Raw genomic sequence first — 25921 nt, forward strand, 5'->3', positions numbered from 1 at the left:
TGTACCGCTATTACGGCAGGAGAGCGCTTTCTTGCCGTAATAGCGGTACACGATCAAGGCGTCACGGCGTCCTCCGCCGTACATGTCGGACAGTCGCGACAAAGGCCAGGCGGACGCACAGCGGTACCCCGACGTCCACCATGATCATGTGATGCGTATACGTCGAAAACCCCTGCCTGGCGACGTATACGCATCACATGATCATGGTGGACGGCCGCGGGTGACCGGGCCGCGGCGGACGATGCGTCGCCCCACTCACCTGGCAGTGCAGGCCTCGGAGCGCAGCGGAGGGGCCGGAACGGTCTCCCGCGCGAGGAGCGGAGGTGAGATCGACGGACCCGGGACAAGAAGATCTTGAATTTGATCTTGAATTGTTCTCAGGATCGAGTACGCGCCGCGTGGCGGGCGGCTTTGGCGCGGTTCCCGCAGATCGCCATGATGCACCACCGCCGTTTCCCGCGCGGATCGTAGAACGCCCACCCGCAGCCCGATCCCGGACACACCCCGACCGATCCCGCCGCCGAGGAAACCAACAGCTGAGCGCCGAGGTGCACGATGGCGCGGAGGGGGGCCTCGACGTCGGTGCCGTAGTCCCATCGAGGCGGCGACCCGGGCGTCAGGCCGGCGGGGAGCCGGCGAAGTTCCGCGTCCAGGTGGGACAGGCCGATCGGCGTACCCCGGAAGATCGCGTGGAGTTCGTCGCGCACGGCGAAGACCCGGCGCAGCACGGCCGGCGCGTCGCCGGGGACCACCACCGGCAGGAGCCCGGCGTGTCGTGCCCAGATCGCCAGGTGGCGGTAGCTGAGCAGGTATTCCTTGGGAGTGGGCGCCCCCCAGCCGGCCCGGGTGTTGCAGATCTCGACGGCGGGATGTCCGGCGACGAGGACGGGCATGCGTACGCCGTCCACCTCCAGCGAGGCCATTGCCTTCCCCTCGACCGATCACTAACCTCTGAACCTGACTCTACCGGTTAGAAGGGGGCCCGGTGACAGCCGTCCTGACGCTTGCCCTGGCGCGGCTGTGGCGCGGTCCCGGCCGCTGGCTGCTGATGGTCGCCGGGATCGCCGTGGCCACGCTGCTGCCGGTGGTGTCGGCGGCGACCGCGGCCTCGACGGCGGCCGCCGCGCTGCGTACCGGGCTGGCGGATCTGCCGCCGGGCGAGCAGAGCCTGATCGTGTCGTACGCGACGATCGCCGTCACCCCCGCGCAGCTGACCTCGATCGACCACGGGGTACGCGAGCAACTGGCCCGCCTGACGAGTCGTCCGGTGCGCACGCAGATGACGTACCACCAGATGACGGACGAGTCCGGGACGATCATGGTGCTCGCCGGCGCCGACGATCTCGCCGGTGCCGTACGCCTGACCAGCGGCCGGATGCCCGCGGAGTGTACGCCGCAGCACTGCGAGATGGTCCTCATCGGACAGACGCCGCCGAGGCTGCCGCCGGAGCTGGGCGTGGAGATCGTGGGTACCGCCGTGCGTACCGATCCCCTGCTGCTCAGCGGGACGTTCGACCCGGGTGCCGGGCGGCCGCTGCTGATCGCCGACGGGGCCGAGGCGGCGGCCCGGATCGGTGCGCTGTCGGCGTTCCAGCGCCAGTTCGGCTGGGTCGCCGCCCTCGACGTCGACCGGGTCGCGGCCGATCCGCCGGGTTACGTGGCCGAGAGCGCGCGTACCGAGGTGTCGCTGTACCAGGTGCAGGACGGGCTGGTGCTGACCGCGCCGGACGACGTCGTGCTCACCTCCTATGACCGGGCGCAGCGCTCGACCCGCCGGTTCGGGCTGCTCGACGGCGCCTCGGTCGCGCTGCTTCTCGGTTTCGCCGTCATCGGTGCCATCGGCGCCCGCCGGGACCACCGGGCAGTGCTGGGCCTGCTGCGGCGGCGGGGGGCGGCGAACGGCCGGCTCGTCGCGTACACGGCGGTGACGGCGATCGTTCCGGTCCTGCTGGGTACCGCCGTCGGGCTCGCGGCCGGGCTCGCCTTCACCGGCATCCCGGGCGCCACCTTCGTCCAGATAGGAGCGACCTCGGCCGCCGCCGCGCTCGTCCTCGCGCTCGCGCTGAGCTGGGCGCCCGACCGGCCGTGGCGGCTCGTCGACGGGGTGGTGCTCGCCGGTGCGGTCGTCGCCCTGGTCGCCGTGGCGCGCGGCGCGGTCACCGTCAGCGGGTTGCAGGCGCGTACGGACCCGTTGCTGGTCGCCCTGCCCGTGCTCGTCGTCGTCTGCGGCGGGCTGCTGGCCGGTCGCCTCTTCCCGCTCGTCGCGCCCTGGGGTGTGCGCGCCGCCCAGCGGCTCGGGCCCGCGGGCCTGCCGGTCCGGCTCGGCCTCGCCGGCGCGGTCCGCCGCCCGCTGCGCGCGGTCGCCACGGTGGCGTTCCTCGCCGCCGCGACCGGAGTGGTCATCTTCGCCGGCGGCTACCGCTCCACGCTCGCGCAGGGCGCCGAGGACCAGGCCTCCTTCGCCGTGCCGCTGGACGCCGCCGTCACCACCGGCAGTACGCTCACCCGCCCGCTCGATGCCGCCACCCTGGCCGGCTACACGGGCCTGACCCCGGGCGCGGTCGTCACCCCGGTGCTGCGGACCTCAGCCGGCGTACGCGTCAGCGCGACCGAGGCCCGCGCGGCGGAAGTCGTCGGCCTCGAACCGGCCACGTTGACGAGGATCCCGTCCTGGGAGCGCCTCACCGGAGCCGCCGACCCGGCCCGTTCGGCCAGGCTGATCGAGGCTCCCAGCGGCCGCGGCTGGCAACTGCCGGCCGGAGCGAAGTCCGTCGCCCTCACGGTCACCGGGCCGATGGACAACGTCGTCTTCCGGGCCTGGCTGCGCGACGCGGACGGGCACGACACCAGCGTCGGGCTGACCCGCTCCGGTGACGTCCTGGCCGGCACCCTGCCCGCGCTCACCGGCGGCGTACGCCTCTACGCGGTCACGCTCGCCGAGGACGCCGAGTACGCGCGCCGCCGCCAGCACCACACCGGTGAGGGCCGCAGCGACAACCAGGTGCTCAGCGGCCACCTGACGTTCGCGAAGACCACTGTGGACGGCGTTGCCGTCGGCCGTACCGTGGAGCAGGACTACGAGCTGACCGGCGCGCAGGTCGTGGTCGCCCTGGACCCGCCGGCCGCCGAGGCTCCGGTGCCGGTGCTCGTGGACCCCGCGACCGCGGCCAGCGCCACCGACGGCCTCGTCCAGCTGATCGTGGGAGCCAACGCGCCGATCGCCGCCCGGATCGCGCAGGTGCTGCCCCGCTTCCCGGGGGCCGGCGAGCGGTTCGTCGTGGCGGACATCGGCGCGCTGGCCGATGTGCTGGACGCGCGCGAACCGGGCACCGCCGCGTACGCCGAGGTGTGGATCTCCTCGCCGGACCCGGCCGCGCTGGCGGACCGGCTCGGCCAGGCACCCTTCGACCAGCTCGACGTCGCCCTGCGGGCCCGCATCCACGACCGGCTGGCCACCGACCCGCTGGCGGCCGGCGCCGGCCGCCTGCTCGGCACGAGTGCCCTGATCGCCCTGGGCGTCGCCGTGCTGACCCTGATCCTGCTCGTGCTCGCCGAACGGCGCGACGACGCCGCCGAGCTGTACGCGTGGGAGAGCGACGGGCTCACCCCGGGCTCCCTGCGCGGGCTGCTGTTCGCGCGCGCGGCAGGGGTCGTGGCGGTCGGCGTACCGTGCGGGATCGTGCTGGGGATCGTCCTCACGCGACTGACGACCGCGCTCGTCCTCGTGACGGCGGTCGGCGCGACCCCGCGGCCGCCGCTCGCGCTCGCCACGTCGCCGGGCACCCTGGCGGCCGTGCTGGGCGCCGGGCTCGGCGTCGGCCTGCTCGCGGCCGGGCTCATCTGCTGGCGCTCGTTCCGCTCTCCCCTGCCGGACCGCCCGGAGGCACTGTGATGACCAGCCCTGTCCGGGTGCACGACCTGTTCTGCCTGTACCGCGTACCGGCGGAACGGGGGTTCGTGGCGGCCCTGCGCGGGCTGACGCTCGACCTGGCCGCCGGCGAGCGGCTGGTCGTCCACGGCCCCAACGGTTCCGGCAAGACGACACTGCTGCGCGTCCTGACCGGCGAGGTCGCGCCCAGTGCCGGCACGGTCGTCGTCGGCGGCGTCGACCTGGTGGGCGCCGCTGCCGGTGAGACCGCACGGCTGCGTTCACGCGTACTCGGGATGGTGGATCAGCAGAAGACGCTCGTACCGGAACTGTCGGTCGTGGACAACATCGCGCTGCAGGCGCGGGTCGGCGGGCGGCCGGCGGCGCAGGCGCGGTCGCGAGCGCGGGAGCTGCTGGAGACGCTGGGCCTGAGCGCCCTCGCGGGGCGCGCGCCGGGGTCGCTGTCGGGCGGCGAGGCGCAGCGGGTGGCCGTGTGCGCGGCCGTGGCGCACGGGCCGGCCCTCGTCCTGGCCGACGAGCCCACCGGCGAGCTGGACCGGGCCGCCGCCGACGCCGTCTACGACCTGCTGGTGGCCGCGACCTCGGCGGTGGGCGCGGCGCTGCTCGTCGTCAGCCACGACGCCCGCGCGGCCCGGATCGCCGACCGGGTGGTACGCATCCGCGACGGCCGCCTGTCGGAGGAGTGGACGCCCGGCGGCCCCGAGCAGCTCGTGGTCGACGACCGCGGCTGGGTACGCATCCCCGCCCCGCTGCGGCGGGTCCACGCCGACGCGCGGCCGGACGGGTTGCTCCTACGGCCGGTCGAGCCGCCCCCCGCGGCGGCACAGGCCAGGCGGCTGCCCGCTCCCGACCCCGGCCCGGTACGCGCGGCGGTCGAGTCGGTGAGCGTGACACTGGGCGACCGTGTCGTGCTGCGCGACGTCTCGTTCGAGGTACGCGCCGGCGTCTGGACCATCCTCAAGGGACGGTCGGGCTCGGGCAAGACGACGCTGCTGCGGATGCTCACCGGCCTGGCCCGGCCGGACACCGGCCGGGTGACGGTGGACGGGATCGACCTGGCCACGCTCGACCGGGCCGCCCTCGCCCGGCTGCGGCGGCGCTACTTCGGGGTGGCCGGGCAGCGTACGGCGCTGGTCGAGACGCTCGACGTGACGGCGAACCTGCGGGTGGCCCGCGAGGCGCGCGGCCTGCCCGCCGACCCGGACCGGCTGGCCGCCCTCCTGGAAGCGTTGAGCCTCACCGGTTTCCGGCACCGGCCGGTCGAGACCCTGTCCGGCGGCGAACGCCAGCGGGTGGCCGTGGCCCGGTCGCTGATCGGCGAGCCGGCGGTCGTGGTGCTGGACGAGCCGACCTCCCAGCAGGACGAGGCGCACGCGGAGATCGTGGCGCGGGCCCTGCGGTCGGCGGCGCGGGCCGGGGTGGCGATCGTCGTCGCCACCCACGACCCGCTCCTGCTGCCTACCTGATCACTTCATCTCGCTCATTTCACGTGGTACGCGCCGATGATCGTCTCGTCGACGGTCTGACCGGCCTTGTCCACCCCGTGCGTACGCAGCGAGATGTCGGCGCCCTTCGGCTGCGGCACGAACGCCAGCCAGGTCGGGCCGAGGTGCACGAGCACCACGTCCCGCCAGGTGGTGCCGCCGTCGGTGGACACCTGCACGGTGAGCTTGGCCAGCGTCGCCGGCTTGCCCTGCGTCGAGACCGTCACCGGCACCGGCGCGAGGAAGGCCGCCGACGCGTTGCCCTGGCCGTCCACGACCGGCGCGAAGCCGATCGCCGTCAGCGGCAGCCGCTCGACACCGCTGCCCAGACTGCCGTCACCGGCCGGCACGTGCTTCGACCGGAAGGTCCAGACCCCCGACACCTTCGGCGACTTGGTTCCGTCGCGGGTGGCGCCCAGCTCCAGCCGGTACGCCGAGTCCTGCGGCGGCGCCTCGGCGTAGAGGAACGGGTTCTCCTCGTCCGCGGCGAGCAGCGTGCCGTCGCGGTAGAGGTGGGCGTAGCCCGCCGTGTAGACGCCGAAGCCGGCGTGCCCGGCCCCGTCGGAGAACAGCGGCACGTTGAGGTTGAGCGCGTCACCTTCCCGCGTCGCGTAGTCCCAGGGTAGGGACTTGGCGGCGAAGGACGGCCCGAACGCCGGTGCGTTCCAGTCCTGCGGGTAGGTCTTGCCGCCCTGGTAGCTCTGGATCGCGTCCGTCAGCCACATGTCGTACGAGTAGTCCTCGTTGAACTCCTCGTAGTTGGCCTGGAAGGCGGCGTCGCCGTCGGTGTTCACATAGGTCGTGCGCTGGTTCGGCGCGTTGAGGTAGAAGCCCGCCGACCAGCTTCCGGAGAAGGGGTCCTGCTTCCAGGTCGGCATCACCATGAAGCTGCCCTGGGCGCCGGGCCGGCCCACGTGGAAGGTCTGCCGCTGGGTCGCCAGCGACTTCATGGTCACGTTCTTCGTGATACCGGTGTAGAACGTCCCCGGCGTGAAGTACGCGATCGCGGCCACCGTCGGCGTGTTCAGGAAGCTGCCGTCGGCGTCCGTCTTCGCGTACGCGAGGCTGATGGAGCTCATCAGGTTCGGCAGCGGGGCGCTGCCGCCCAGCTGCTGGGTGAACACGGCCGACGGGTCGTCCGCGAGCGCGCTGAAGCCCGACGTCCAGCCGTTGCCCGTCACGGTCGCGTCGACCGCGGTCAGGGCCGGCGTGAGGCCCTTGAACGGTACGCGGATCGACGTGGGCTTCGCGTTGCGGGCGTCCGCCTCGATGGTCTGGTCGCCGGAGACGACCAGTTTGGGGTTGACCAGCATGCTGACCGACGGCAGGCCGTCGTTGATCCAGCTGTTGAGGACGTAGGTCCCCGCCGGCACCCGGATGGTCTGGCGGGCCCCCGAACCGAACAGGTACTGCAAGGGGCCGTCGTACGAGGCCAGGATGGTCAGGTGGTCCTCGCTCGGAGCACCGTCGCGCTGGGTGTGGTTGATGGTGAGGTCGTAACTTTCCACCTCGCGGTCGACGCCGAAGGGCGTGCTGACGCTGACGCCGTCCGCGGTGCCCACCAGCTGTCCACTGTAGAGGCCGTCGTTCGCCGAGACGGCCGTGTTCGACGTCAGTGTGACCGACGCCGTCCCGCCCGCCGGTACGCTGACCGTCGAGGCGCTGAGGGTGAACATGCCGGCCGGGGCGGCGTGACCGTCCGGGCCGACCGAGTGCACGGCGAGGTTCAGCGTGACGGCCGCCGTACCGGAGTTGCGGTAGGTCACCGTCTTGGTCACCGCCGGGTCGTCGGAGTGCGGCCATTGCGCGAGGCCGAAGCTCAGCGACAGCTCGTCCACCGTGACCTGCTGGTGGATCGCCCGGGTCAGGTCGACCCGGCCGGCCCCGTCGCCGAACGCGCCGACGCCGTCGAGCGGTTTGGCCGACGCCATCAGCGCCGCCTTGAGCTGAGCCGGCGTCCAGTCGGGGTGCTCGGAGACCAGGATCGCGGCCGCGCCCGCCACGTGCGGGGTGGCCATCGACGTACCGCTGAGGCTCATGTACATCTCCCCCGGTTCCCCGAGGAAGCCGTCCTTGCTCCGGGCGGCCGTGATGTCGACGCCCGGCGCCGCGATGTCCGGCTTGACGGCGTAGTCGCCGACCCGGGGCCCGCGGCTGGAGAAGCTCGCCAGCGCGTCGGACTTGTCGGTCGCCGCCACGGACAGGGCCGCGTCGGCGGTCGACGGCGAGCCGAGGGTGCTGTCGCCGAAGTCGCCGTCGTTGCCGGCGGCGATCACGAACAGCGTCCCGTACGCGGCCGTCAGGTCGTTCACGGCCTGTTCCAGCGGGTCGATCTCGGGACTGTCGCCGCCGCCGAGGCTCATGTTCACCACGTCGGCGCCGGACTCGGCCGCCCACTGCATGCCGGCGAGGATCCAGGACTCGTCGCAGCCGTACTGCACGCAGACCTTGCCGATGAGCAGTTTCGCGTCGGGAGCGACGCCCTTGTACTTCCCGCCGGACGCCGCGCCGTTGCCGGTGATGATCGACGCGACGTGCGTACCGTGGCCGACGTGGTCGAGGTCGTCACTCTCGTCCGGGAAGTCGGTGACGAAGTTCTTCTTGTCGAGGACCGCGTCGCCGAGGTCCGGATGGGTGCTGTCGAGGCCGGTGTCCAGCACGGCCACCTTGGCGCCCGCCCCGGTGTAACCGGCCGCCCACGCGTCCGGCGCCCCGATCAGCGGCACCGAGACGTCCAGCGCCGGCTTGCGTACGCCGTCCAGCCAGATCTTGGCTCCGGTGAGCGGCTTGGCGAGCGACCGCTTGTCCGTGCCGGTGATGCTCTTCCACAGCGTGCTGTGCTTGTCCTTGCGGGCCTTGGCGGCGTGTCCCTTGACCGCCTTGAGCGCGGGCCCGAAGGTGAGCCCGGCGTCGGCCGGGGCGGTGACCGCCCCGCTCGGCTCGGCGACGATCAGCGGCAGGTCGGCCCGCCGGTCGTCGTAGCCGAACGTCAGCAGGTCGGTGACGTCGAACAGACGCGCGTCGATCCGGCCCGAGCGCAGCATCGGCAGGGCGTCGGCCGGGACCACGTGCTGGTGTCCCCGCAGCCGGTACGTGTCGAAGGTGATCTTCGAGCGCCCGGCGGCCGGGTGGATCGACAGGTGCTCGGCCTGGGCACCGCTCACCTCGACGACGTCCCCGGTGATCAGTGTGACGCGGCGTACCTGCCCGGCGTGCGCCACGGCGGCCGCGGTGGGCGCCGCGGCACCCGCGTGACCCACCGGAGCCGGCGTCGCACCGGCGGGTACTCCCGCCAGTAGCAACCCCACCGTGAAAGCGAGCGCGAGTCCGGATCGGACGGCGCCGCCCACGTGTCGGCTTCGTTGCATGACCTCCCCCATTCACGTCATGACATCCACCACTGCGTGGATGTCCGCATTGGATAGACGCGATAGGAGCGGCCGACGTTGCCCGGATCCGGCTATTAGCCAGAAATTCGAACACGGCGTGACGGGAATCCGCTGGTCCGGTCGGTGTGATGCCGGTCGATGGCAGGTCGGGTCTTCCCTCGGTCGCCGCCGACGAGATACAGTCCTCCACAATGCCGATGGGAACGCTCCCACGACGGAGTGGTGAGGCGGAGGCGCAGCCCACTCCAGGCGACCCCACCCGAGTAAGGGTGGCGTTCAGCCCAACGTGGGAGCGTTCCCACGCCGTGTGTCACTATGTGTTATCCGTCAACCTAAGGAGTCGACCATGCCGGTGCTCACCCGCCGGAGCCTGCTGGAGGGCGGCCCGGAGCCCCAGCTGGGCCTGACCTTCCCCACCGGCTTCGTCTGGGGTGCCGCGACCTCGGCCTACCAGATCGAGGGCAGCGCCACCGCCGACGGACGTTCGCCCAGCGTCTGGGACACGTTCTGCCGTACCCCCGGCAAGGTACGCAACGGGGACACCGGTGACGTCGCGGCCGACCATTACCGGCGCTACGCCGGCGACCTCGACATCATGAAGGAACTGGGGCTCGGCTCGTACCGGTTCTCCATCGCCTGGCCGCGCATCATGCCCGACGGCCGGGGTCCGGTGAACCAGAAGGGCCTCGACTTCTACCGCCGCATCGTCGACGGCCTGCACGAGCGGGGCATCACCCCGATGGCGACCCTCTACCACTGGGACACCCCGCAGGCCCTGCAGGACGAGGGCGGCTGGGAGAACCGCGACACCGCGTACCGGTTCGCCGAGTACGCCGCCGCGGTCACCGCCGCGCTCGGCGACGCCGTCCCGACCTGGCTCACGCTCAACGAGCCCAAGACCGTCGTGCAGAACGGCTACCTCAACGGCGGCCACGCCCCCGGGTTCACCGACCCGGCCAAGGCGTACGTGGTGGCGCACCACCTGCTGCTCGCGCACGGGCTCGCCGTGCAGGCGATGCGCCCGAACCTCGACACCGCCCGGATCGGCCCGGCCCCGAACCTGCACCCCTGCTACCCGGCCGACGACTCCCCGGAGGCGGCCGCGCAGACGCTGCTCATGGACGGGCTGGAGAACCGGCTGTACCTCGACCCCATCTTCAAGGGCGAGTACCCGGCCGACGCGCTCGAGGCGATCGACGCGATGAGCCCGATGGCCAAGTACGTCCAGGACCAGGACCTGAAGATCATCTCGTCGCCGATCGACCTGCTGGCCGTGCAGTACTACACGCCCATCTACGTCGCGGCCACCGGCGAGACGGTCCAGAAGCACCCGCTCACCGAGGCGTTCTGGCAGCAGATCTACCCCCAGGGCCTGACCGACATCCTGGTCCGGGTCAAGGAGGACTACGGCGACGTCCCCCTGTCGATCACGGAGAACGGCCTGCCCTGCGGCGACGTCCTCGACGCGACCGGCAAGGTCGACGACTCCGCGCGCGTCGAGTTCCTGCGCGACCACTTCGCCGCCGCGCACGCGGCCATCGAGGCGGGCGTGAACCTCGAGAGCTACCACGTCTGGTCCTTCATGGACAACTTCGAGTGGCAGGAAGGGTTCGAGCAGCGCTGGGGGCTCATCTACGTGGACTACGAGTCGCAGCAGCGCATCGCCAAGCGCAGCGCGCTCTACTACGCGGACGTCATCGCCACCAACACCGTCTGATATGGAATAGATTCATAGATCCCGCCTGCGCCGTCACGCCCAGGCGGGATCTTTTTTCTTCAGGTTCACGATGTGTTTCGGCCAGCCCCGTTCGGCCTTTGTCGCGACTGTCCGGTACGCGCGCTCGATAAGTCGCCCACAGGGTGATCGTTGACGGCTGCGGTGTAAATATCGCCGTCTTGCGCATGATCGTTTACGGTTCTGGAGCGGGCCGACCGCCTCCGGCTACACCTGACGGAAGATCCTTCCCGCATCACGGACTCCGGACGGCTCGGACGTGATCCACAGCGGCTCAGATGTCAAAAACCGCCCCTCGCCATGATCCAAGGCGATCTTGCGCGAATGTCCGGGCATTTCGGCCATTCTCCGCGAAATTCGAGGCATTCGCGCAAGATCGTCGAATAGGTGAGCTCGCAAGCCGGGCAGTCGCGACGAAGGCAAGACGGGTGACGGAGGTAGAGCGGGCTCGATCCTCAGGAAGGCGCATGGCCGTTGCTGCTGGGTTTGCCGCCCGACTTGAGGATGTATTCGAGCAGCGTGATCAGCACCTCCTTGACCGACTCGCGCTCGCGGGCGTCGCAGAGCACCACCGGCACGTGCTGTTCGAGGTCGAGCGCGTGGCGTACCTGGGTCGCCGTGTGGCTCTTCACCCCGTCGAAGCAGTTGACGGCGACCATGAACGGCGTGCCGCGGCGCTCGAAGTAGTCGATCACGTTGAAGCTGTCGGCGAGGCGCCGCGTGTCGGCCATGACGACCGCGCCGAGGCTGCCGGCCGCGAGTTCCTCCCAGAGGAACATGAAGCGGTCCTGGCCGGGCGTGCCGAACAGGTAGAGCACGATGTGCGGGGCGATCGTGATCCGGCCGAAGTCCATCGCGACCGTGGTCGTACGCTTCCCCTCCACCCCGGCGAGGTCGTCGGTGTCGGCGCCGGCGGTGGTCAGCACCTCCTCGGTACGCAGGGGGCTGATCTCGCTCACCGAGGAGACCATGGTCGTCTTGCCGACGCCGAACCCGCCCGCGATGAGGATCTTGAGTGCCTGGGGAACCCGGTCAGATCGCCCGGAGGCCATGGATCACCGCCTGGAGCAGTTGTTCGTTAGGACCGTCCGGGGTCGCCGGCGGGTCGTAACGCTCGATGAGGCCCTCGGAGTGCAGGTCGGCCAGCAGGACGCGGACGACACCGAGGGGCAGGTCGACGGAGGCGGCGACCTCGACGACCGCGACCGGGTTGCCGGCCACGGCGAGGATCGCGCGCTGTTCGGGCGGCCGGCCGGCGATGGCGGCCTCACCCGCGGTCGCCACGACGTGGGCGATCAGGTCGAAGCCGGCCGGGTCGGTACGCCCGCCGGTGATCGCGTACGGGCGCACGACGGGACCGGCGTCGTCGTCGAGCCAGTCCGACGCGCCGGCGTACCCGTCCGTCGTGCTCACCGGGCTCCAGTCGCGAGGTGCTCGCCGACCCGGGTGATCATGAGCTCGGCCTCGTACGCGAGCATGCCGAGGTCGGTCGACGAGTCGGTCAGGACGGCCAGGCAGGTCCGGTGGCCGGCGTCGGAGATCAGCAGGTACGCCTTGTCGAACTCGATGACGGTCGAGCGGACGTCCCCGCCGTCGAAGCGGCGTCCGGCGCCCCGGGCGATGCTGGCCAGGCCGGCGGCGGCCGCCGCGAGATGGTCGGCCTCGTCGGGGTCCATGGTGGCGTCGCGGCCGATCACGAGACCGTCGACCGACAGCAGTACGGCGTTGCGGGCGGCCGGCACCTTCTCGCGGAGGTCGTCGAGCAGCCAGCCGAGCCCGGTGGGTGCCCCGTCCGGCGGCTCGGCATGGCCCAGCGTGGACGTCATGGCCTGTCCCCCTCGTCCTCGTTCGCCGCCGCGGCCGGTCCGGTCCCGGGTGTCGCCCCGCCCGGTTGCTCCACCGGCGGGCGTGGGACAGGTGCCGTGCCCGTGGCCCTCGCCGGGCGCGCGGTGCCGTCCGCTCCCGCCGACGGCCCATTATCACCGATGGCGGCCCGCTCTTCGACCACCGCGGGCGGGTCGGTCGCGACCGAGGCCCGGCCCGAGGCGATACCCTTCTGGAACGCCGCCAGATTGGCACGGACGCGCTGCGGCGTTCGCCCACCTGACGGCGTACTCGCCTCGGCGACTGGTTCCACAGTAGACGGTGGCTCGGCGTTGCGGTTGCGCCGGGGCAGGCCGCCGACGTCCACGGCAGACACCGGTGACGCCGCATCGGCGGCGTCGGGCACGGACGGCCGAGCCGACACCGAAGGCGCGGCCGGAGCCGATGGGGTGGCCGGGGCGGCAGGCGCACCCGGAACGGGTGACACCCCCGGAGCCGTCTCCGCAGCAGCAGAGCCCACAGCAGCCGGGCCCACGGCCGCAGCCCCCACAGCCGCAGCCCCCACAGCAGCCGACCCCACAGCAGCCGACCCGACCGCGGCGGACCCCGCGGCGGGCGAGGCGGGCCGGGCCGGCAGGGCGGCCGGTGCGTCGCCGGGCTGGGGCGCGTTCGCCTTCACGGGGATCGCCGAGATCAGCACCGCCGGTACGAGTACCACCGCGGCCACGCCGCCGAACGCCGACCGGCCGAGCGTGACCGTGATGCCGTGCCGCGCCGCGAGCCGGCCCACGACGAGCAGGCCGAGCCGGGCGCTGTCGGCCGGGTCGAAGTCGGGCGGGGTGGCGAGCTTGGCGTTGGCCTCGGCCAGGGCGTCGACGGTCATGCCGAGGCCCCGGTCCTCGATGCTGATCGCCAGACCGATCGCCGACCCGCCGGCCCGGTCGGATCGCGGCGCCTCGCCCCGTTCCGCGGGCGATCCGACCCATTGCGCCGTCACCTGCACCCGCGTCTGCGGCGGGGAGAACGAGGTGCCGTTCTCGATCAGCTCGGCCAGCAGATGGATGATGTCGCCGACGGCCCGCCCGGCGATCGCCAGGTCGGGGACCTTGTCGACGGCGACCCGGACGTACTCCTCGATCTCGCTGACCGCGCCGCGCACGACGTCGACCGCGGCGACCGGGTGCCGCCAGCCCCGGCTCGGCGCGCCGCCCGCGAGTATCACGAGGTCCTCGGCGTGCCGGCGCATCCGGGTGGACAGGTGGTCGAGCCGGAAGAGGTCCTCCAGCTCCTGCGGCTCCTTGGCCCGCCGCTCCATCCGGTCGAGCAGGCGCAGCTGCCGGTGCAGCAGGGTCTGGCTGCGCCGGGCCACGTTGAGGAAGACCTCGTTGAGGCCGTGCCGCAGGACCGCCTCGTCGACGGCCGCCTGCACGGCGGTCCGGCGTACCTGGGCGAAGGCGGCGCTCACCTCGCCGATCTCGTCCACGCCGAACAACAGGTCGGACTCGGCCACCTCGACGCGCTCGCCGCGGCGCAGTTTCGCCACGACCGCCGGCAGCTCCGCCTCGGCGAGGTCGGTCGCCGTGTCGCGCAGGCGCAGCAGCCGGCCGGCCACCGACCGGGACACCCGCAGCCCCACCCACAGCGCCAGGCCCACCGCCAGCAGGCCCGCGGCTCCGGCGGCGGCGATCCGGGTGTACGCGGCCGACACGGCTGCCTCGCTGCGCTGGGCGGGTGCGGCGCCGGCCTGCTCCTCGAACGAGCGCAGGGCCTTCATGACGGTGTCCGCGGCGGTACGCCAGTTCGTCTGGTTGATCGGCGCGGCCTTGCCGGGGGTGGCCTTGGCCAGCAGCCCGTTCTCCATGACGGCCAGTTGGACGAAGGCGTCCCCGCGGATCATCGCGCTGTACCGGGCCCGGTCGTCGTCGGGCAGGTCACCGGAGGCGTCGGCGAACATCTGGCGCTGCGCTCCGACCGCGCCGGCGATGTCGGTGACGTCGGTCAGCGTCAGGACGCCCGCCCGGCCGACCGCACTGACCAGGGCGTCTTCCTGCGCGACCAGTTCCCGGGCGCGGCTGAGCGCGATGAGCGTACGCGAGAGTTGCGCGAGCTCGGGGTCCTCGACCTGGGCGAGCGGCGTGAACAGCCGGTACGCCATGTCGATGATGCCCGTGTAGCGGGTCATCGCGGCCGCGCGCCCGTCCGCGGACTTCAGCGTGTACGCCTCGTCCGCCGCCGTCCGGTAGCCGGGGAGCTGGTTGAGCGCGATGGCGAAGTCGGATATCCGCTTCTTGACGACCTCGTCGGCGCGGGCGGCGACCTCGGGGTCGGCGGCGAGCCGGCGGAAGTCGGCGATGGCGGTGTCGGTGGCGTTGCGCTGGGCACCGAGCTCGGTGGTGGTGCCGCCGGGCGCGGCCAGCAGCACGACGGTGAGCCGGCGCTCGGTCTGCAGCTCCGCGACGACGCGCTGGGCGGGACCGCCGACGGTCTTGGCCAGCAGCGCCGAGTCGGCGAGGTTGCGGGCCGGCCCGACCGTCAGGGCGGTGGCCAGCAGCCACAACCCGAGCAGTGCCACCAGCGGGATGATGACCAGTGCGGCCATCTTGGCCCTGATCGACCGTCTCTTCAGCACGACACGCCTCCGGCGCAGCAAACTAGCACGCCCGGAATGTCACCACAGTGGCACCCGCTTGTCCACAGTCAGCCCCGAGGGGAGGGCTTGCCCGAGCCGCCGGAAGTTCAGTCAGCCGGAGGGCTTGCCCGAGCCGCCGGAAGTTCAGTCAGCCGGAGGGCTTGCCCGAGCCGCCCGCAAGTTCGGTCAGCTGTCGGCACGACGTCCGCCCTCTGGTGCGGCGGCGGGCGAGGCGGCACACTGCGCTGCGTGGACAACCTCATCGCCATCCTCTCGGCGACCGTCTCCGTCATCGGAGCGGTCATCGCCGGCGTCATGACCACCTGGTCGAACAAGAAGACGCGCGCGATGGAGGCGCGGCTGGAGCGGGAGCGCCACGAGCAGACCAAGGCCGAGCAGGCGGCCGAGCTGATCAGCCGGTACCGGGAGCCGTTGCTGCTGGCCGCCAACAGCCTGCAGTCGCGCCTGTTCAACGCGGTACGCGACGAGTACCTGCCGGTCTACCTGCGCGACGGCTCCGACGACGAGCAGTCGGAGTACGCGCGCAACTTCACGGTCTACACGCTGGCGGAGTACCTGTGCTGGGTCGAGATCATCCGGCGCGAGCTGCGCTTCCTCGATCTCGGCGGCGAGCAGGAGAACCGGCGGTTCAACGACCGGATGCAGGCGGTGTCCACGGCCCTGGCGACGCAGGAGATCCCGCAGGAGCACTTCCGGCTGTTCCGGGGCCAGCAGCGGGCCCTCGGCGAGCTACTCATGGTGCCACTCGGCGCGACCGGGCATCACGAGTCGATGACCTACCCGGAATTCGTCCGCCGCATCGGCGACGATCTCGGGTTCCGCCGGTGGTTCGAGCGGCTGCTGACCGACGTGTCGTTGATCCGCGACGAGACGCTGGCCGACAACGTCCGGATCGTGCGTACGCAGCACGCGCTCATCGATCTGATCGACTTCCTGGACCCCGGCAAGACGCGTCTCGGCGCGGCCTTCCGGGAGAAATACGAGTGGCCGGCGCCTTCCCCTGCGTCGACCACGTCGTAGTTCGTCTCGGTTCGGCTGGTTACCGCCCGGCGAGCAGCCGGTTGACCGCCGCGTCCACGTCGAGGTGCTCGGTCTCCCGGCCCCGCGGGACGACCACGTACGTACGCCGCAGGAACCGCACCAGGACGCTGCGCGGGACCTCGAAGAGCGCATTGCCGTCGGGCGACGAGAGGGCCAGCGCGACGAAGTCGCCGCGCGGCGTCGCCCACGGCCAGACCCGGACGTCGCCGATGCCGGCGGGCTCGTCGAGTCCCGTGACGAGCAGCTCACGCGCGAACGACCAGCTCACCGCCTCGCCGCCGGCCGATTCCGCGTGGAAGATGACTTGGACCGCGTACGGGTCAGCCGGGTCATACCTCAGGCTTGCCCGTACGGGAAGCGCCGTCGCATCCGGCGCGACGAGTCGCAGCGACGTCTCGACTTCGACAGTCGTAGGTCTGGTGGCACTCATGTCGTACTCCCCCCGGCACCGCAGCGAGGCTCGATCGGCCCCGCACTCCCCATACTCAGGTGCGCATCGCAGTTACGCTCCGTCATACGATGATCTCACCCAGTAGTGGGACGGCAGGTGGAAAACCAGTCCGGCAGGGACCGACTTCCGCTAAACTCCGCAGCTCGCCGCGGGTGTTCGACCTGCCCGGGTGCCCGGGTGCGAGTTCAACGTCGACTCACTGGCGTAACGTTGCCGCCTCATCGGAGGTGACGGGCGAGGATGGTGACCATGGGGGACGCGCCATCGGACGACCGGTTGAAGGATGGACTAGATAGGTCGATACCGGACAGACCTGCGCGGATTACACGGATTATTCGTGCAATACGGGCGCATCCGACAGGCAGTGTCGTTTTCCGGACCGGGATTGCCGTCCTAGGTGGACTCGTCGTGATTGTCGGACTTGTCCTGGTTCCCCTGCCCGGCCCCGGCTGGCTGATCGTGTTCGCCGGTATCGGCATCTGGGCCGCCGAGTTCGCCTGGGCCCGCAACCTGCTCGCGTACGGGCGGCGGCTGCTGGGGGCCTGGACGACCTGGGTCCAGTTGCAGCCGTGGCCGGTGAAGGCGGCGATCGGACTGGCCGGGCTGGTGTTCGTCGGCGCCGTCCTCTACGGCTCCTGGTGGCTCACGTTCGGCCGGACCTAGACTCGCCCACTAGGAGCCGAGCCGGTGGTCCAGAGCCGTCCAGCGGCGGCCCGCGCCGAGCGTACGCACGGCCACCGCGAGCGCCTTCAGCGAACCGACCAGCACCACGAGCTTCCGCGCCCGGGTGACCGCCGTGTAGAGCAGATTGCGCTGCAGCATCATCCACGCCCCGGTGGTCAGCGGCACCACCACGGCGGGGTACTCCGACCCCTGCGACCGGTGGATCGTCACGGCGTACGCGTGGGTCAGCTCGTCCAGCTCGTCGAAGGCGTACGCGATCTCCTCGTCCTCGTCGGTGCGGACGGTCAGCTTCTGCTCCTCGGCCGACAGCGCGGTCACGACGCCGAGCGTTCCATTGAAGACACCGGCCGCGCCCTTCTCGTAGTTGTTGCGGATCTGCGTGACCTTGTCGCCGACGCGGAAGACCCGGCCGCCGAAGCGCCGTTCGGGGATCCCGTCGCCGCCCGGGGTCAACGCCTCCTGCAGCAACGTGTTCAGGTTCCCGGCACCGGCCGCGCCGCGGTGCATCGGGGCGAGCACCTGCACGTCCCGGCGCGGGTCGAGGCCGAACTTCTGCGGGATGCGCGTACGCACGAGGTCGACGACCAGTCGCGCGGTGGCCTCGGCGGTCTGTGCGGGCTCCTCGTCCTCGCGCTGATCCCGGCCGAAGAAGAAGAAATCTCCGAAGCCCCGCAGCTGGGGCGGTTCGCCGGCGTTGATCCGGTGGGCGTTGACGACGACGCCGGACTCCTGCGCCTGGCGGAAGATGCGCGTCAGGCGTACGCGGGGGATCACGTCCGCGTTGAGCAGGTCGCGCAGCACCTCCCCGGCGCCGACGGAGGGCAGCTGGTCGACGTCGCCGACGAAGAGCAGGTGCGCCCCGGGAGCGACCGCCTTGACGAGCTTGTTGGCCAGGATGAGGTCGAGCATGGACGCCTCGTCGACCACCACCAGGTCGGCGTCGAGCGGGTTGTCCCGGTCGTAGCTGGGATCGCCGCCCGGCCGCAGCTGCAGCAGCCGGTGCACGGTCGTCGCCTCGTGCCCGGCCAGCTCGGCGAGGCGCTTGGCGGCCCGGCCGGTCGGCGCGGCCAGCACGATCTTCGCCCGCTTGGCCCGGGCCAGCTCGACCACCGACCGGACGGTGAAACTCTTGCCGCACCCGGGGCCGCCGGTCAGCACGGCCACCTTCTCGGTCAGCGCGAGGCGTACCGCCTGTTCCTGCTCGGGGGCGAGTTCGTTGCCGGTGAGCTTGGCCAGCCAGGCCTGGGCCTTGTCCCACTCGACCGTCTGGAAGGCCGGCAGCCGGTCCCGGGCGGTGTTCAGCAGGGCCAGCAACGAGTTCGCCAGCGACGTCTCCGCCCGGTGGAACGGGACGAGGTAGACGGCCGGGATCGTGGCCGGCCCGTCCGCCGAGGCCGGTCCGGGCACGTCCTCGCGTACGACGCCCTCGGCGGCCGCCAGTTCGTCCAGGCAGGTGCGCACCAGCTCGGCCGGCACCTCGAGGATCTTCACGGCGTCGGCGACGAGGTTCGGCTGCGGCAGGAAGCAGTGCCCGGCGTCGGTCGCCTCGCTGAGCGTGTACTGCAGCCCGGCTTTCACCCGTTCGGGGCTGTCGTGCGGGATGCCGACCGCCTGGGCGATCGTGTCGGCCGTCTTGAAGCCGATCCCCCACACGTCGGCCGCCAGCCGGTAGGGCTCGTTCTTCACGACCGCGATGGCCGCGTCGGTGTACTGCTTGTAGATGCGGACGGCCAGCGAGGTCGAGACGCCGACGCCCTGCAGGAACAGCATGACCTCCTTGATGGCCTTCTGCTCGTCCCAGGCCGCCGCGATCATCTTGGTTCGCTTCGGCCCGAGCTTGGGCACCTCGACGAGGCGTGCCGGCTCCTCCTCGATGATCCGCAGGGTGTCCGCGCCGAACTGGGCGACGATCCGCTCCGCGAGCTTCGGCCCGATCCCCTTGATCAGTCCCGAACCGAGGTAGCGCTCGATCCCCTGGATCGTGGCGGGCAGCACGGTCGTGTAGGACCACACCTCGAACTGCTTGCCGTAGCGCGGATGCGACGTCCAGCGGCCCGACAGCCGCAGGCTCTCCCCCGGCTGCGCGCCGAGCAGCGGCCCGACCACGGTCAGCAGGTCGGTGCCGCTGCGCTCGGTCGCCACCCGCGCGATCGTGTAGCCGGTCTCCTCGTTGGCGTACGTGATCCGTTCGAGGACCGCCTGCAGGACGTGGGGGGCCGCGGTCTGCGTCACCCGCCTACTCTCACATGCGGTACAGGCCGGGCCAAGCCTGGGACCAGGACCGGCGTGGATCGCGGCAGACGTAGATCCGCGCACCCTGCTCGTCGTTGTCGAGATCCACGCCGTTGTCGATGCGCCCGGCCAGCGTCCAGCTCCCGCACGACGTCGCCAGGTCCGCGGCCAGGTCGCTCTCCGACACGATGATCACCGGCCCGGTGCGGCTGTCCGGCGGCGGGCCCCAGCGCCAGAACGCCAGATGTCCGGAGTAGACCGGCGGCAGGTGGTACTTCGCGCCGTAGTGCTCCAGCGCTCCGGCCTCGCCGTAGTTGCCCGCGATGATCACCGCCGTGTCCGCCACGCCCGGCCCGAGCCCCTGGTACACCGCGGCCACCTGCGCGGTGAAGCTCGGCCAGGTCGCCGTCTCGCCCGCGTCGTAGTTCACCGCCGCCTCCGGCGTCGCGTGCAGCCACGCCACCGGGTACACCGGCAGGCCGAGGATCGCGGTCATCGCGGCCGAGATCACCGCGATCGTGCGTACCGTGCTCAGGCGGACGGCCTCGGCGCCGCGCGAGATCCAGCCGTCCACCGCGATGCCGCCGGCCCCCACCAGCGCCGTGAACGCACCCGACGGGTAGTACTCACGGCCGCCGGTGGCGATGACGATCACGACCACCAGGATGTACGCCCAGCCGAGGAACCTGAACGGTCGCGCGTCCCGGACGCGAAGAACCCGCCACAGGCCGGCGATGAGCACCAGCGCGGCGACCGGACCGATCATCAGGAACTGGGACGGCAGGATGCCGACACGCCCGCCGAAGTCGCCGTCGGACCGGATCACGGCCGTCATCTCGACCTGCGGCCAGCCGTGGGCCGCCTGCCACCACACGTTGGGCGCCCAGATCACGGCGGCGACCCCGGCCGAGACCCAGAGCTGCCAGCGGATCAGAACCCCCCGGGGACCGCAGATGAGCAATCCGAGGACGAGCGCCAGCGCGTACACGAGCAGGAGCGTCTTGACCTGGAGGGCGACTCCGGCGATCGGGCCGAGCCACAACAGGTGCCGGTCGATGCGGGTGACCACCCACCAGACCACCACGTACGCGAACCCGGACCACGCGAGAATGTCGAAGATCGTGGTGGACAGCAGGTGGCCGGAGATCATCACGACCGGCGCGATGGCCATGGTGACGGCGGCGATGATCTGCGCCCGGCGCTCGCCGCCCATGAGCGCGGCGAACGCGCCCCCGAGCAGGACCACCCCGGCGACGGCGAGATCGGACGGCAGCCGCAGCAGCATCAGCTGCAGCACGTCCGGCCAGGAACCGGCGATCAGATGGCTCAGCCCGGCCCACAGCGGCACGAGCGGCGGCTGGTCGTCGTAGCCGAAGGCCGGGTGCCCCCCGGCCACGATGTAGTAGAGCTCGTCGCGGTGGAAACCGTAACGGCTGCTGAAGACGAACATCACGACCGCCGCCACCGTGGCGATCAGGCCGACCGGCCGGTACGCGAACGGGCGCGGCGCGCGGTCCCCCGTGGGCTGAGTCACCCGGACAGTGTGGCGCGCACCGTCCACTCTCGCCAGATCGATTTCGGACGCACTCCACCACCCGACCGGCAACACCGCCGCCGCGAGCCGGGCACTCCCGAAACCGAGCCGTCCTCCGAACCCGAGCACACCGCAACGCGTATCACGAAATGATCTTGATCTTGATCTTGGTTAACGGTGCCCTATTTTTGCTGGGTGATGGCTATGTGGTGGCCGTCGGGGTCGCTGAGGAACGCCATCCAGAGCTCGCCCGCCTCGTCGCGGTGCACGACGTGCGGCTCGTCGAGGAACGCGACGCCGAGCGTGATCAGGCGCGCGTACTCGGCGTCGATGTCGGCCACTTCGTAGTAGACGACGGTGTGCGACCGGAACTCCGGCGCCTCGGGGACGCCGAGGTAGAGGCGGACGTCGCCGGCCTGGAAGAAGGCCATGCCGCCCGGCCGGCTCGCAGAGCGGGGCGCCTCCAGGTCCGCGCCGGGCGCCGTGTCGCTGTGGCCGGGGACGACGAAGAGCAGCGGCAGTTCCAGGATGTCGCGGTAGAAGGCCACCGCCCGGTCGAGGTCGGTGACCGAGATGTGGATCTGGGCGACACGTCCGAGCGCCATGGTCTTCTCCTTAGATCCGCGGCTGGGCTCGGCGGGCCGCCCACTCACGGCGGAGGATGGCGTAGACCACCTCGTCGGTCCACTCGCCCTTGACGTACTCATTCTCGACGAAGTGGGCCTCGCGGCGCATGCCCAACCGCTCCAGCACCCGCGCCGAGGCGGTGTTGCGGGCGTCGATCCGGCCGATCACCCGGTGCAGGCCGAGGCCGCCGTCGATCGGGGCGGTGAACGCCAGCCGGAGCACGGCCGAGGCCGCCTCCGTGGCCAGGCCGCGGCCGCCGAAGTCGGGGTGGAAGACGTAGCCGACCTCGCCGCCGCCGTCCTCACGGCTCAGCCAGTGCAGGCTCACGCTGCCGACGACCCGCTCGGCCTCCCGGTAGACCACCGCCAGGGAGAGCGTGTCGCCGACCTCGCTGATCGCCGACAGCGTCGACTTGATCTTGAGGTCCTCGCGGACCTCGGCGGCGTCCCGTACCGACCAGTACAGGTACCGCGGCACGTCCGGGTGCGACTGGACGGCGTACAGGTCGTCGAAGTCGTCCGCCGTCCACGGCCGCAGCGTCAGCCGAGCCGTATAAATCGGGTACGCGGGCCTGAGCACCGACCGATAGTAGGCCGAGACGGGCCCGCCGCCCAATGAACGTGGCCCGGCGTCATCGTTTGTGGCGGGAGATGATGATGTCGACGATGAGTCCCGTCCATCCGGTCTGGTGCCAGGCGCCGAGCGCGGCCCCGTTGTCGCCGTGGAAGTACTCCGGGAAGATGATCAGATCTTTCCAGTCCGGATCGGTCTGGAACAGCTCCGCGATCCCGTAGATCGGCCGCCGGCCGTGCGCGTCCGGCACGAACAGCGCGATCAGCCGGTCGCAGAGGTCGTCGGCGACCGCGTTCAGGCTCAGCTTCGTGCCCGACCGCGACGGGTACTCGACGCGCAGGTCGTCACCGAAGAACTCGGCGAACTCGCGCAGGGCGCCGATCATGAGGAAGTTGACCGGCATCCAGACCGGGCCCCGCCAGTTGGAGTTGCCGCCGAACGTGCCGCTCGTCGACTCGGCCGGCTCGTAGTCCAGGGTGAACTTCTGCCCGCCCAGCTCGATCTGCAGCGGCTTGTCGGCGTGCGCCTTCGACAGGCTGCGTACGCCGTACGGCGACAGGAACTCGTCGGTGTCCAGCAGCCGGCGCAGGATCCGCAGCAGCCGGTCGGGGTCGACCACGCTGAGCAGGCGCATCTGCTGGCCGCCCTGGGCGATCCGGCGGGCCCCGACGACGTCGGCGTACTGGGGGCGGTTCTGCAGGAACCAGCGGATCCGGTTGGTCAGCTCCGGCAGCCGGCCGAGGATGACCGTGCCGATCGTCGTCGTCGCGCACAGCGGGATCAGGCCGACCGCCGAGCGGGCCCGTAACGGCAGGCGGCTGCCGTCCGGCAGGTGCAGCGCGTCGTAGAAGAAGCCGTCCTCGTCGTCCCACAGCTTGGCCGCGGCCGCCGCGATGTACGCGAAATGCTCGAAGAACTTGGTCGCGATGTCCTCGAACGCGCGGTCGTGCAGGGCCAGGATGGTCGCCATCTCCAGCATGTTGAGCGCGTAGGTGGCCATCCAGCCGGTGCCGTCGGACTGCTCCAGCTTCCCGGCGGTCGGCAGGGCGTCGTTGCGGTCGAACGGGCCGATGTTGTCCAGCCCGAGGAAGCCGCCCTCGAAGACGTTGTTGCCGTCGACGTCCTTGCGGTTGACCCACCAGGTGAAGTTGATCATCAGCTTGTGCATGACGCGCTTGAGGAACTCGAAGTCCCGGCCGCCGTCGAGCTGGAAGACGCGCAGCGCCGCCCACGCCTGCACGGGCGGGTTGACGTCCCCGAACGCCCACTCGTACGCCGGGATCTGCCCGTTGGGGTGCTGGTACCACTCCCGCATCAGCAGCAGGATCTGGCTCTTGGCGAACCCGGGGTCCACATGCGCGATGGCGATCGCTTGGAAGGCCAGGTCCCATGCGGCGTACCAGGGGTATTCCCAGGGGTCCGGCATCGAGATCACGTCGAAGCAGTTCATGTGCCGCCAGGCGCTGTTGCGGCCCTTGCGGCGCTCCGGCTTCAACGGCGCCGACGCCGGATCGCCGCTCAGCCACTGCTGCACGTCGAAGTGGTAGAACTGCTTCGACCACATGAGACCGGCGACGCCCTGGCGGACGACCTCGGCCTCGGCGGGCGGCGTACCGGGCGGGATCAGCTCGGCGAAGAACTCGTCGGCCTCGGCCCTGCGCGCGGCCATCGTCCGGTCGTGCTCCCCGCCCAGGTCCAGCCGGGGCGCGGGCGCCTCGACCGGGGGCGGCGCCGTCAACGCGAGGCGCAGCTTCAGGCGTACCTCGCCGCGGCCGGGCACGGTGACGGCGTAGTGCAGGGCGGCCTTGGTGCCGGTCAGTTCGGGGTTCACCGAGTCGTGGCCGTTGATCAGATGCTCGCCGATCCCGTCCTTCGGGTACGCCGAGCGCCCGGCCAGGTTCCACAACCGCCGGGCATTGGTCTCGTTGTCGCAGACCAGCGCCGGCGGCGGTACGCCGTCCGGCCCCGGCGCGGCCTCCAGCACGATCTGGCCGAGCGTCTGGTGGCGTCCTTCGAGCCGGCCGCCCTCGGCGGTGCCCCGCAGGACGGGCTGGGCGTCGCGGCCGGGCTGGCCCCACGACCACGTGTTGCGGAACCACATCGTCGGCAGGATGTGCAGGGTCGCCTCGTCCTCGCCCCGGTTGGCCGCGACGATCTCCACGCAGTAGTCGGTCGGGCCGGCCTTCGCGTACGTGACCTCGATCGCCCAGAACTTGCCCTCGTCGAAGACGCCGGTGTCGATCAGCTCGAACTCGGTGTCCTCCCGCGTACGCTCGCGGTTCTCCTGGGCGATCTGCTCGTAGGGGAAGCGGGCCTGCGGGTAGTGGTAGCGCCAGCGCATGTACGAGTGGGTCGGGGTGGAGTCGAGGTACCACCAGTAGTCCTTGGCGTCCTCGCCGTGGTTGCCCTCAGGCCCGCCGAGACCGAAGATCCGCTCCTTGAGGATGTTGTCCGCGCCGTTCCAGAACGCGAACGCGAAGCAGAAGACCTGGTGCTCGTCGCTGACGCCGGCCAGGCCGTCCTCGCTCCACCGGTAGGTCCGCGACCGGGCGTGGTCGTGCGGGAAGTAGTCCCAGGCCTCACCGTGTTCGCTGTAGTCCTCACGGACCGTGCCCCAGGCGCGTTCGGACAGATACGGACCCCAGCCACGCCACGCGGCCGCGCCGGCATCCGCCTCGCGCAGCCTCTCCCGTTCAGCACCCATCGGGATGATCCTGCCCTGTCCGACCGCTGAACGCCGAATCAACGCCGCATGTTTTTCACAGAGTTCACAACGGACGGCCGCTACCGCCCCGCCGGTTCGATCACTAAGTTGTGGCCTCGGCATCTCGTACGGGGAGGAAGAAATGGCTGCTGAGGACGCTCCGATCGGGCTCAGACCGCAGACGGACGGGCACGTGACCGTCTCCTGGCCCTGGCTCTACGACCAGGACCTGGTCAAGCCGCCGGTCTCCATCGCGGAAGGTTCGCCGGACATGGTCTGGCTGAGCGTCCGCCCGTATCCGGAATGGCGCTGGTTCAGCTCGCGGCGCGTGCTGATTCCCGTGCTGCGGGGCAACCGGGTGCTCTTCCAGATCGTGAGCGTCCTCGCGGTCGTCCCGCAGAAGCTGCTGGGCGTCGCCGTCGCGCTGTGGTTCGCCATGAGCTGCGGTCTCGACAGCATCCTGCTCGGGACGTCGGACCGGATCCTGGCCGTGGACATCCTCGCCGCCTCGGTGCTGGTGATCCTCATCGTCGTCCTGAGCACCGTCACGGCCATCCGCCGCTGGGCCCTGCCCGAGTATCCCCGCCTGGGGCCGGGCGATCGCGTCGTCGTCGACCACGCGCACCCGGCCTTCATCGAGGACCTGATCAGACTCAACCCCATGCTCCAGCGGAAGGCGGAGCCCGGACCGGACGCTTTCGCCGACAAGTACGCGGCGGCCGGCTGACGTGACGCGGCCGCCGGTGAACGACGCCTTCGCCGACCGCTTCCCGGCGGCCGGCTGATCACCGGAGCGGCTCAGTCCTCGCGTGCGGACCGGGTCGGTTCGGCGACCTGCTCCGTCATCGTGCGCTGGACCGGGATTGCCGATTCGGCACGGAACGGGCAGTCGCTGTTCGGGCACGACGGGCGGGCACGCCCCTCGGCGATCGCGGTACGCATCGCGGCCCGCCCGCCGAGGACGCCGCCGAACATCAGCAACGACCCGGCGACGGGTACCCCGACAACGATGGCCACGATGGTCAGCGCGGTTCCCATGGCAGCTCCTCCCCCGCCGGTGTGGGCGGGTTTGTGCGGCTCTCGCTCTACTGTCTCGTGGAACGT

The 25921-nt window shown here is 71.3% G+C and carries 19 protein-coding genes; 6 read left to right on the plus strand and 13 right to left on the minus strand.

All coding sequences use genetic code 11. The features are described from left to right. Positions 1–377 precede the first annotated feature (377 nt). Complete coding sequence (locus tag G401_RS57710) at positions 378–923, minus strand: CGNR zinc finger domain-containing protein (RefSeq protein WP_027343470.1); 546 nt, start codon at positions 921–923, stop codon at positions 378–380. A gap of 62 nt (positions 924–985) precedes the next feature. Here G401_RS57710 and G401_RS0117105 point away from each other — a divergent pair, with 62 nt between their 5' ends. Further along, positions 986–3892 carry a hypothetical protein gene (locus G401_RS0117105; protein WP_027343471.1) on the plus strand — a complete coding sequence of 969 codons (2907 nt, stop codon included), beginning with the start codon at positions 986–988 and terminating at the stop codon, positions 3890–3892. Next, the gene (locus tag G401_RS52825) at positions 3892–5355 is read left to right on the plus strand and encodes an ATP-binding cassette domain-containing protein (RefSeq protein WP_084557277.1); all 1464 of its coding nucleotides are present in this window, start codon (positions 3892–3894) and stop codon (positions 5353–5355) included. The genes G401_RS0117105 and G401_RS52825 overlap by 1 nt, the downstream gene beginning before the upstream one ends. A gap of 14 nt (positions 5356–5369) precedes the next feature. Here the strand turns inward: G401_RS52825 and G401_RS0117115 are convergent, their stop codons facing one another. Beyond that, the gene (locus G401_RS0117115; protein ID WP_027343472.1) at positions 5370–8741 is read right to left on the minus strand and encodes a S8 family serine peptidase; all 3372 of its coding nucleotides are present in this window, start codon (positions 8739–8741) and stop codon (positions 5370–5372) included. Positions 8742–9108: 367 nt separating this feature from the next. Between G401_RS0117115 and G401_RS0117120 the strand changes: the two genes are divergently transcribed. After that, positions 9109–10479, plus strand: coding sequence for a GH1 family beta-glucosidase (locus tag G401_RS0117120; protein ID WP_051366748.1), 1371 nt, complete (start codon positions 9109–9111; stop codon positions 10477–10479). Between the two features lie 473 nt (positions 10480–10952). Here the strand turns inward: G401_RS0117120 and G401_RS0117125 are convergent, their stop codons facing one another. From G401_RS0117125 to G401_RS46305, 4 genes are read right to left on the minus strand one after another with little or no spacing between them, the layout of a single operon-like run. Beyond that, positions 10953–11549: a GTP-binding protein gene (locus G401_RS0117125; protein WP_027343474.1), complete on the minus strand. Its 597-nt coding sequence runs from the start codon at positions 11547–11549 to the stop codon at positions 10953–10955. After that, positions 11530–11910 (minus strand): DUF742 domain-containing protein, encoded by a 381-nt coding sequence (locus tag G401_RS0117130; protein WP_027343475.1) that lies wholly within the window; start codon positions 11908–11910, stop codon positions 11530–11532. Before G401_RS0117130 ends, G401_RS0117125 begins: the two co-directional genes overlap by 20 nt. Beyond that, positions 11907–12323, minus strand: a complete 417-nt coding sequence (locus tag G401_RS0117135) for a roadblock/LC7 domain-containing protein (RefSeq protein ID WP_051366749.1) — start codon at positions 12321–12323, stop codon at positions 11907–11909. The genes G401_RS0117130 and G401_RS0117135 overlap by 4 nt, the downstream gene beginning before the upstream one ends. Then, positions 12320–14950, minus strand: a complete 2631-nt coding sequence (locus tag G401_RS46305; protein WP_157545811.1) for a sensor histidine kinase — start codon at positions 14948–14950, stop codon at positions 12320–12322. The genes G401_RS0117135 and G401_RS46305 overlap by 4 nt, the downstream gene beginning before the upstream one ends. A gap of 249 nt (positions 14951–15199) precedes the next feature. Between G401_RS46305 and G401_RS0117145 the strand changes: the two genes are divergently transcribed. Beyond that, complete coding sequence (locus G401_RS0117145; RefSeq protein WP_027343477.1) at positions 15200–15991, plus strand: hypothetical protein; 792 nt, start codon at positions 15200–15202, stop codon at positions 15989–15991. A 19-nt stretch (positions 15992–16010) separates the two neighbouring features. On the opposite strand, the gene G401_RS0117150 is transcribed toward G401_RS0117145, so the two are convergent. Continuing rightward, entirely contained in the window at positions 16011–16442 is a 432-nt protein-coding gene (locus tag G401_RS0117150) for an SsgA family sporulation/cell division regulator (RefSeq protein ID WP_027343478.1), read from the minus strand. Between the two features lie 270 nt (positions 16443–16712). Between G401_RS0117150 and G401_RS58335 the strand changes: the two genes are divergently transcribed. Continuing rightward, positions 16713–17126, plus strand: a complete 414-nt coding sequence (locus tag G401_RS58335; protein WP_084557279.1) for a TIGR02611 family protein — start codon at positions 16713–16715, stop codon at positions 17124–17126. Positions 17127–17135: 9 nt separating this feature from the next. Here the strand turns inward: G401_RS58335 and recD2 are convergent, their stop codons facing one another. The 5 genes from recD2 to G401_RS0117180 all read right to left on the minus strand — a co-directional run bounded on the left by recD2 (position 17136) and on the right by G401_RS0117180 (position 24817). After that, entirely contained in the window at positions 17136–19379 is a 2244-nt protein-coding gene (gene recD2 / locus G401_RS0117160; RefSeq protein WP_027343479.1) for an SF1B family DNA helicase RecD2, read from the minus strand. A gap of 10 nt (positions 19380–19389) precedes the next feature. Next, the gene (locus G401_RS0117165) at positions 19390–20913 is read right to left on the minus strand and encodes an ArnT family glycosyltransferase (protein ID WP_027343480.1); all 1524 of its coding nucleotides are present in this window, start codon (positions 20911–20913) and stop codon (positions 19390–19392) included. A 182-nt stretch (positions 20914–21095) separates the two neighbouring features. Beyond that, the gene (locus G401_RS0117170) at positions 21096–21518 is read right to left on the minus strand and encodes a VOC family protein (protein ID WP_027343481.1); all 423 of its coding nucleotides are present in this window, start codon (positions 21516–21518) and stop codon (positions 21096–21098) included. Between the two features lie 10 nt (positions 21519–21528). Further along, positions 21529–22119, minus strand: coding sequence for a GNAT family N-acetyltransferase (locus G401_RS0117175; RefSeq protein WP_027343482.1), 591 nt, complete (start codon positions 22117–22119; stop codon positions 21529–21531). A 52-nt stretch (positions 22120–22171) separates the two neighbouring features. Then, positions 22172–24817 carry an MGH1-like glycoside hydrolase domain-containing protein gene (locus G401_RS0117180; protein WP_034591924.1) on the minus strand — a complete coding sequence of 882 codons (2646 nt, stop codon included), beginning with the start codon at positions 24815–24817 and terminating at the stop codon, positions 22172–22174. 142 nt (positions 24818–24959) lie between these two features. Here G401_RS0117180 and G401_RS0117185 point away from each other — a divergent pair, with 142 nt between their 5' ends. Then, positions 24960–25544, plus strand: coding sequence for a hypothetical protein (locus G401_RS0117185; RefSeq protein ID WP_027343484.1), 585 nt, complete (start codon positions 24960–24962; stop codon positions 25542–25544). Between the two features lie 71 nt (positions 25545–25615). Here the strand turns inward: G401_RS0117185 and G401_RS0117190 are convergent, their stop codons facing one another. Then, on the minus strand, positions 25616–25855 hold the full coding sequence (locus tag G401_RS0117190) for a hypothetical protein (RefSeq protein WP_027343485.1): 240 nt from the start codon (positions 25853–25855) through the stop codon (positions 25616–25618). Positions 25856–25921 lie beyond the last annotated feature (66 nt).

The sequence above is a fragment of the Hamadaea tsunoensis DSM 44101 genome (assembly GCF_000428945.1).
Taxonomy (GTDB): Bacteria; Actinomycetota; Actinomycetes; order Mycobacteriales; family Micromonosporaceae; genus Hamadaea; species Hamadaea tsunoensis.

Bases quoted from the DNA above. Each gene is read 5' to 3' on its own strand.
- G401_RS0117190 (WP_027343485.1), bottom strand. From the start codon at position 25,855: ATGGGAACCGCGCTGACCATCGTGGCCATCGTTGTCGGGGTACCCGTC.
- G401_RS57710 (WP_027343470.1), bottom strand. From the start codon at position 923: ATGGCCTCGCTGGAGGTGGACGGCGTACGCATGCCCGTCCTCGTCGCC.
- G401_RS0117150 (WP_027343478.1), bottom strand. From the start codon at position 16,442: ATGAGTGCCACCAGACCTACGACTGTCGAAGTCGAGACGTCGCTGCGA.
- G401_RS0117120 (WP_051366748.1), top strand. From the start codon at position 9,109: ATGCCGGTGCTCACCCGCCGGAGCCTGCTGGAGGGCGGCCCGGAGCCC.
- G401_RS52825 (WP_084557277.1), top strand. From the start codon at position 3,892: ATGACCAGCCCTGTCCGGGTGCACGACCTGTTCTGCCTGTACCGCGTA.
- G401_RS0117180 (WP_034591924.1), bottom strand. From the start codon at position 24,817: ATGGGTGCTGAACGGGAGAGGCTGCGCGAGGCGGATGCCGGCGCGGCC.
- G401_RS58335 (WP_084557279.1), top strand. From the start codon at position 16,713: ATGGGGGACGCGCCATCGGACGACCGGTTGAAGGATGGACTAGATAGG.
- G401_RS0117135 (WP_051366749.1), bottom strand. From the start codon at position 12,323: ATGACGTCCACGCTGGGCCATGCCGAGCCGCCGGACGGGGCACCCACC.
- G401_RS0117185 (WP_027343484.1), top strand. From the start codon at position 24,960: ATGGCTGCTGAGGACGCTCCGATCGGGCTCAGACCGCAGACGGACGGG.
- G401_RS0117115 (WP_027343472.1), bottom strand. From the start codon at position 8,741: ATGCAACGAAGCCGACACGTGGGCGGCGCCGTCCGATCCGGACTCGCG.
- G401_RS0117170 (WP_027343481.1), bottom strand. From the start codon at position 21,518: ATGGCGCTCGGACGTGTCGCCCAGATCCACATCTCGGTCACCGACCTC.
- G401_RS0117125 (WP_027343474.1), bottom strand. From the start codon at position 11,549: ATGGCCTCCGGGCGATCTGACCGGGTTCCCCAGGCACTCAAGATCCTC.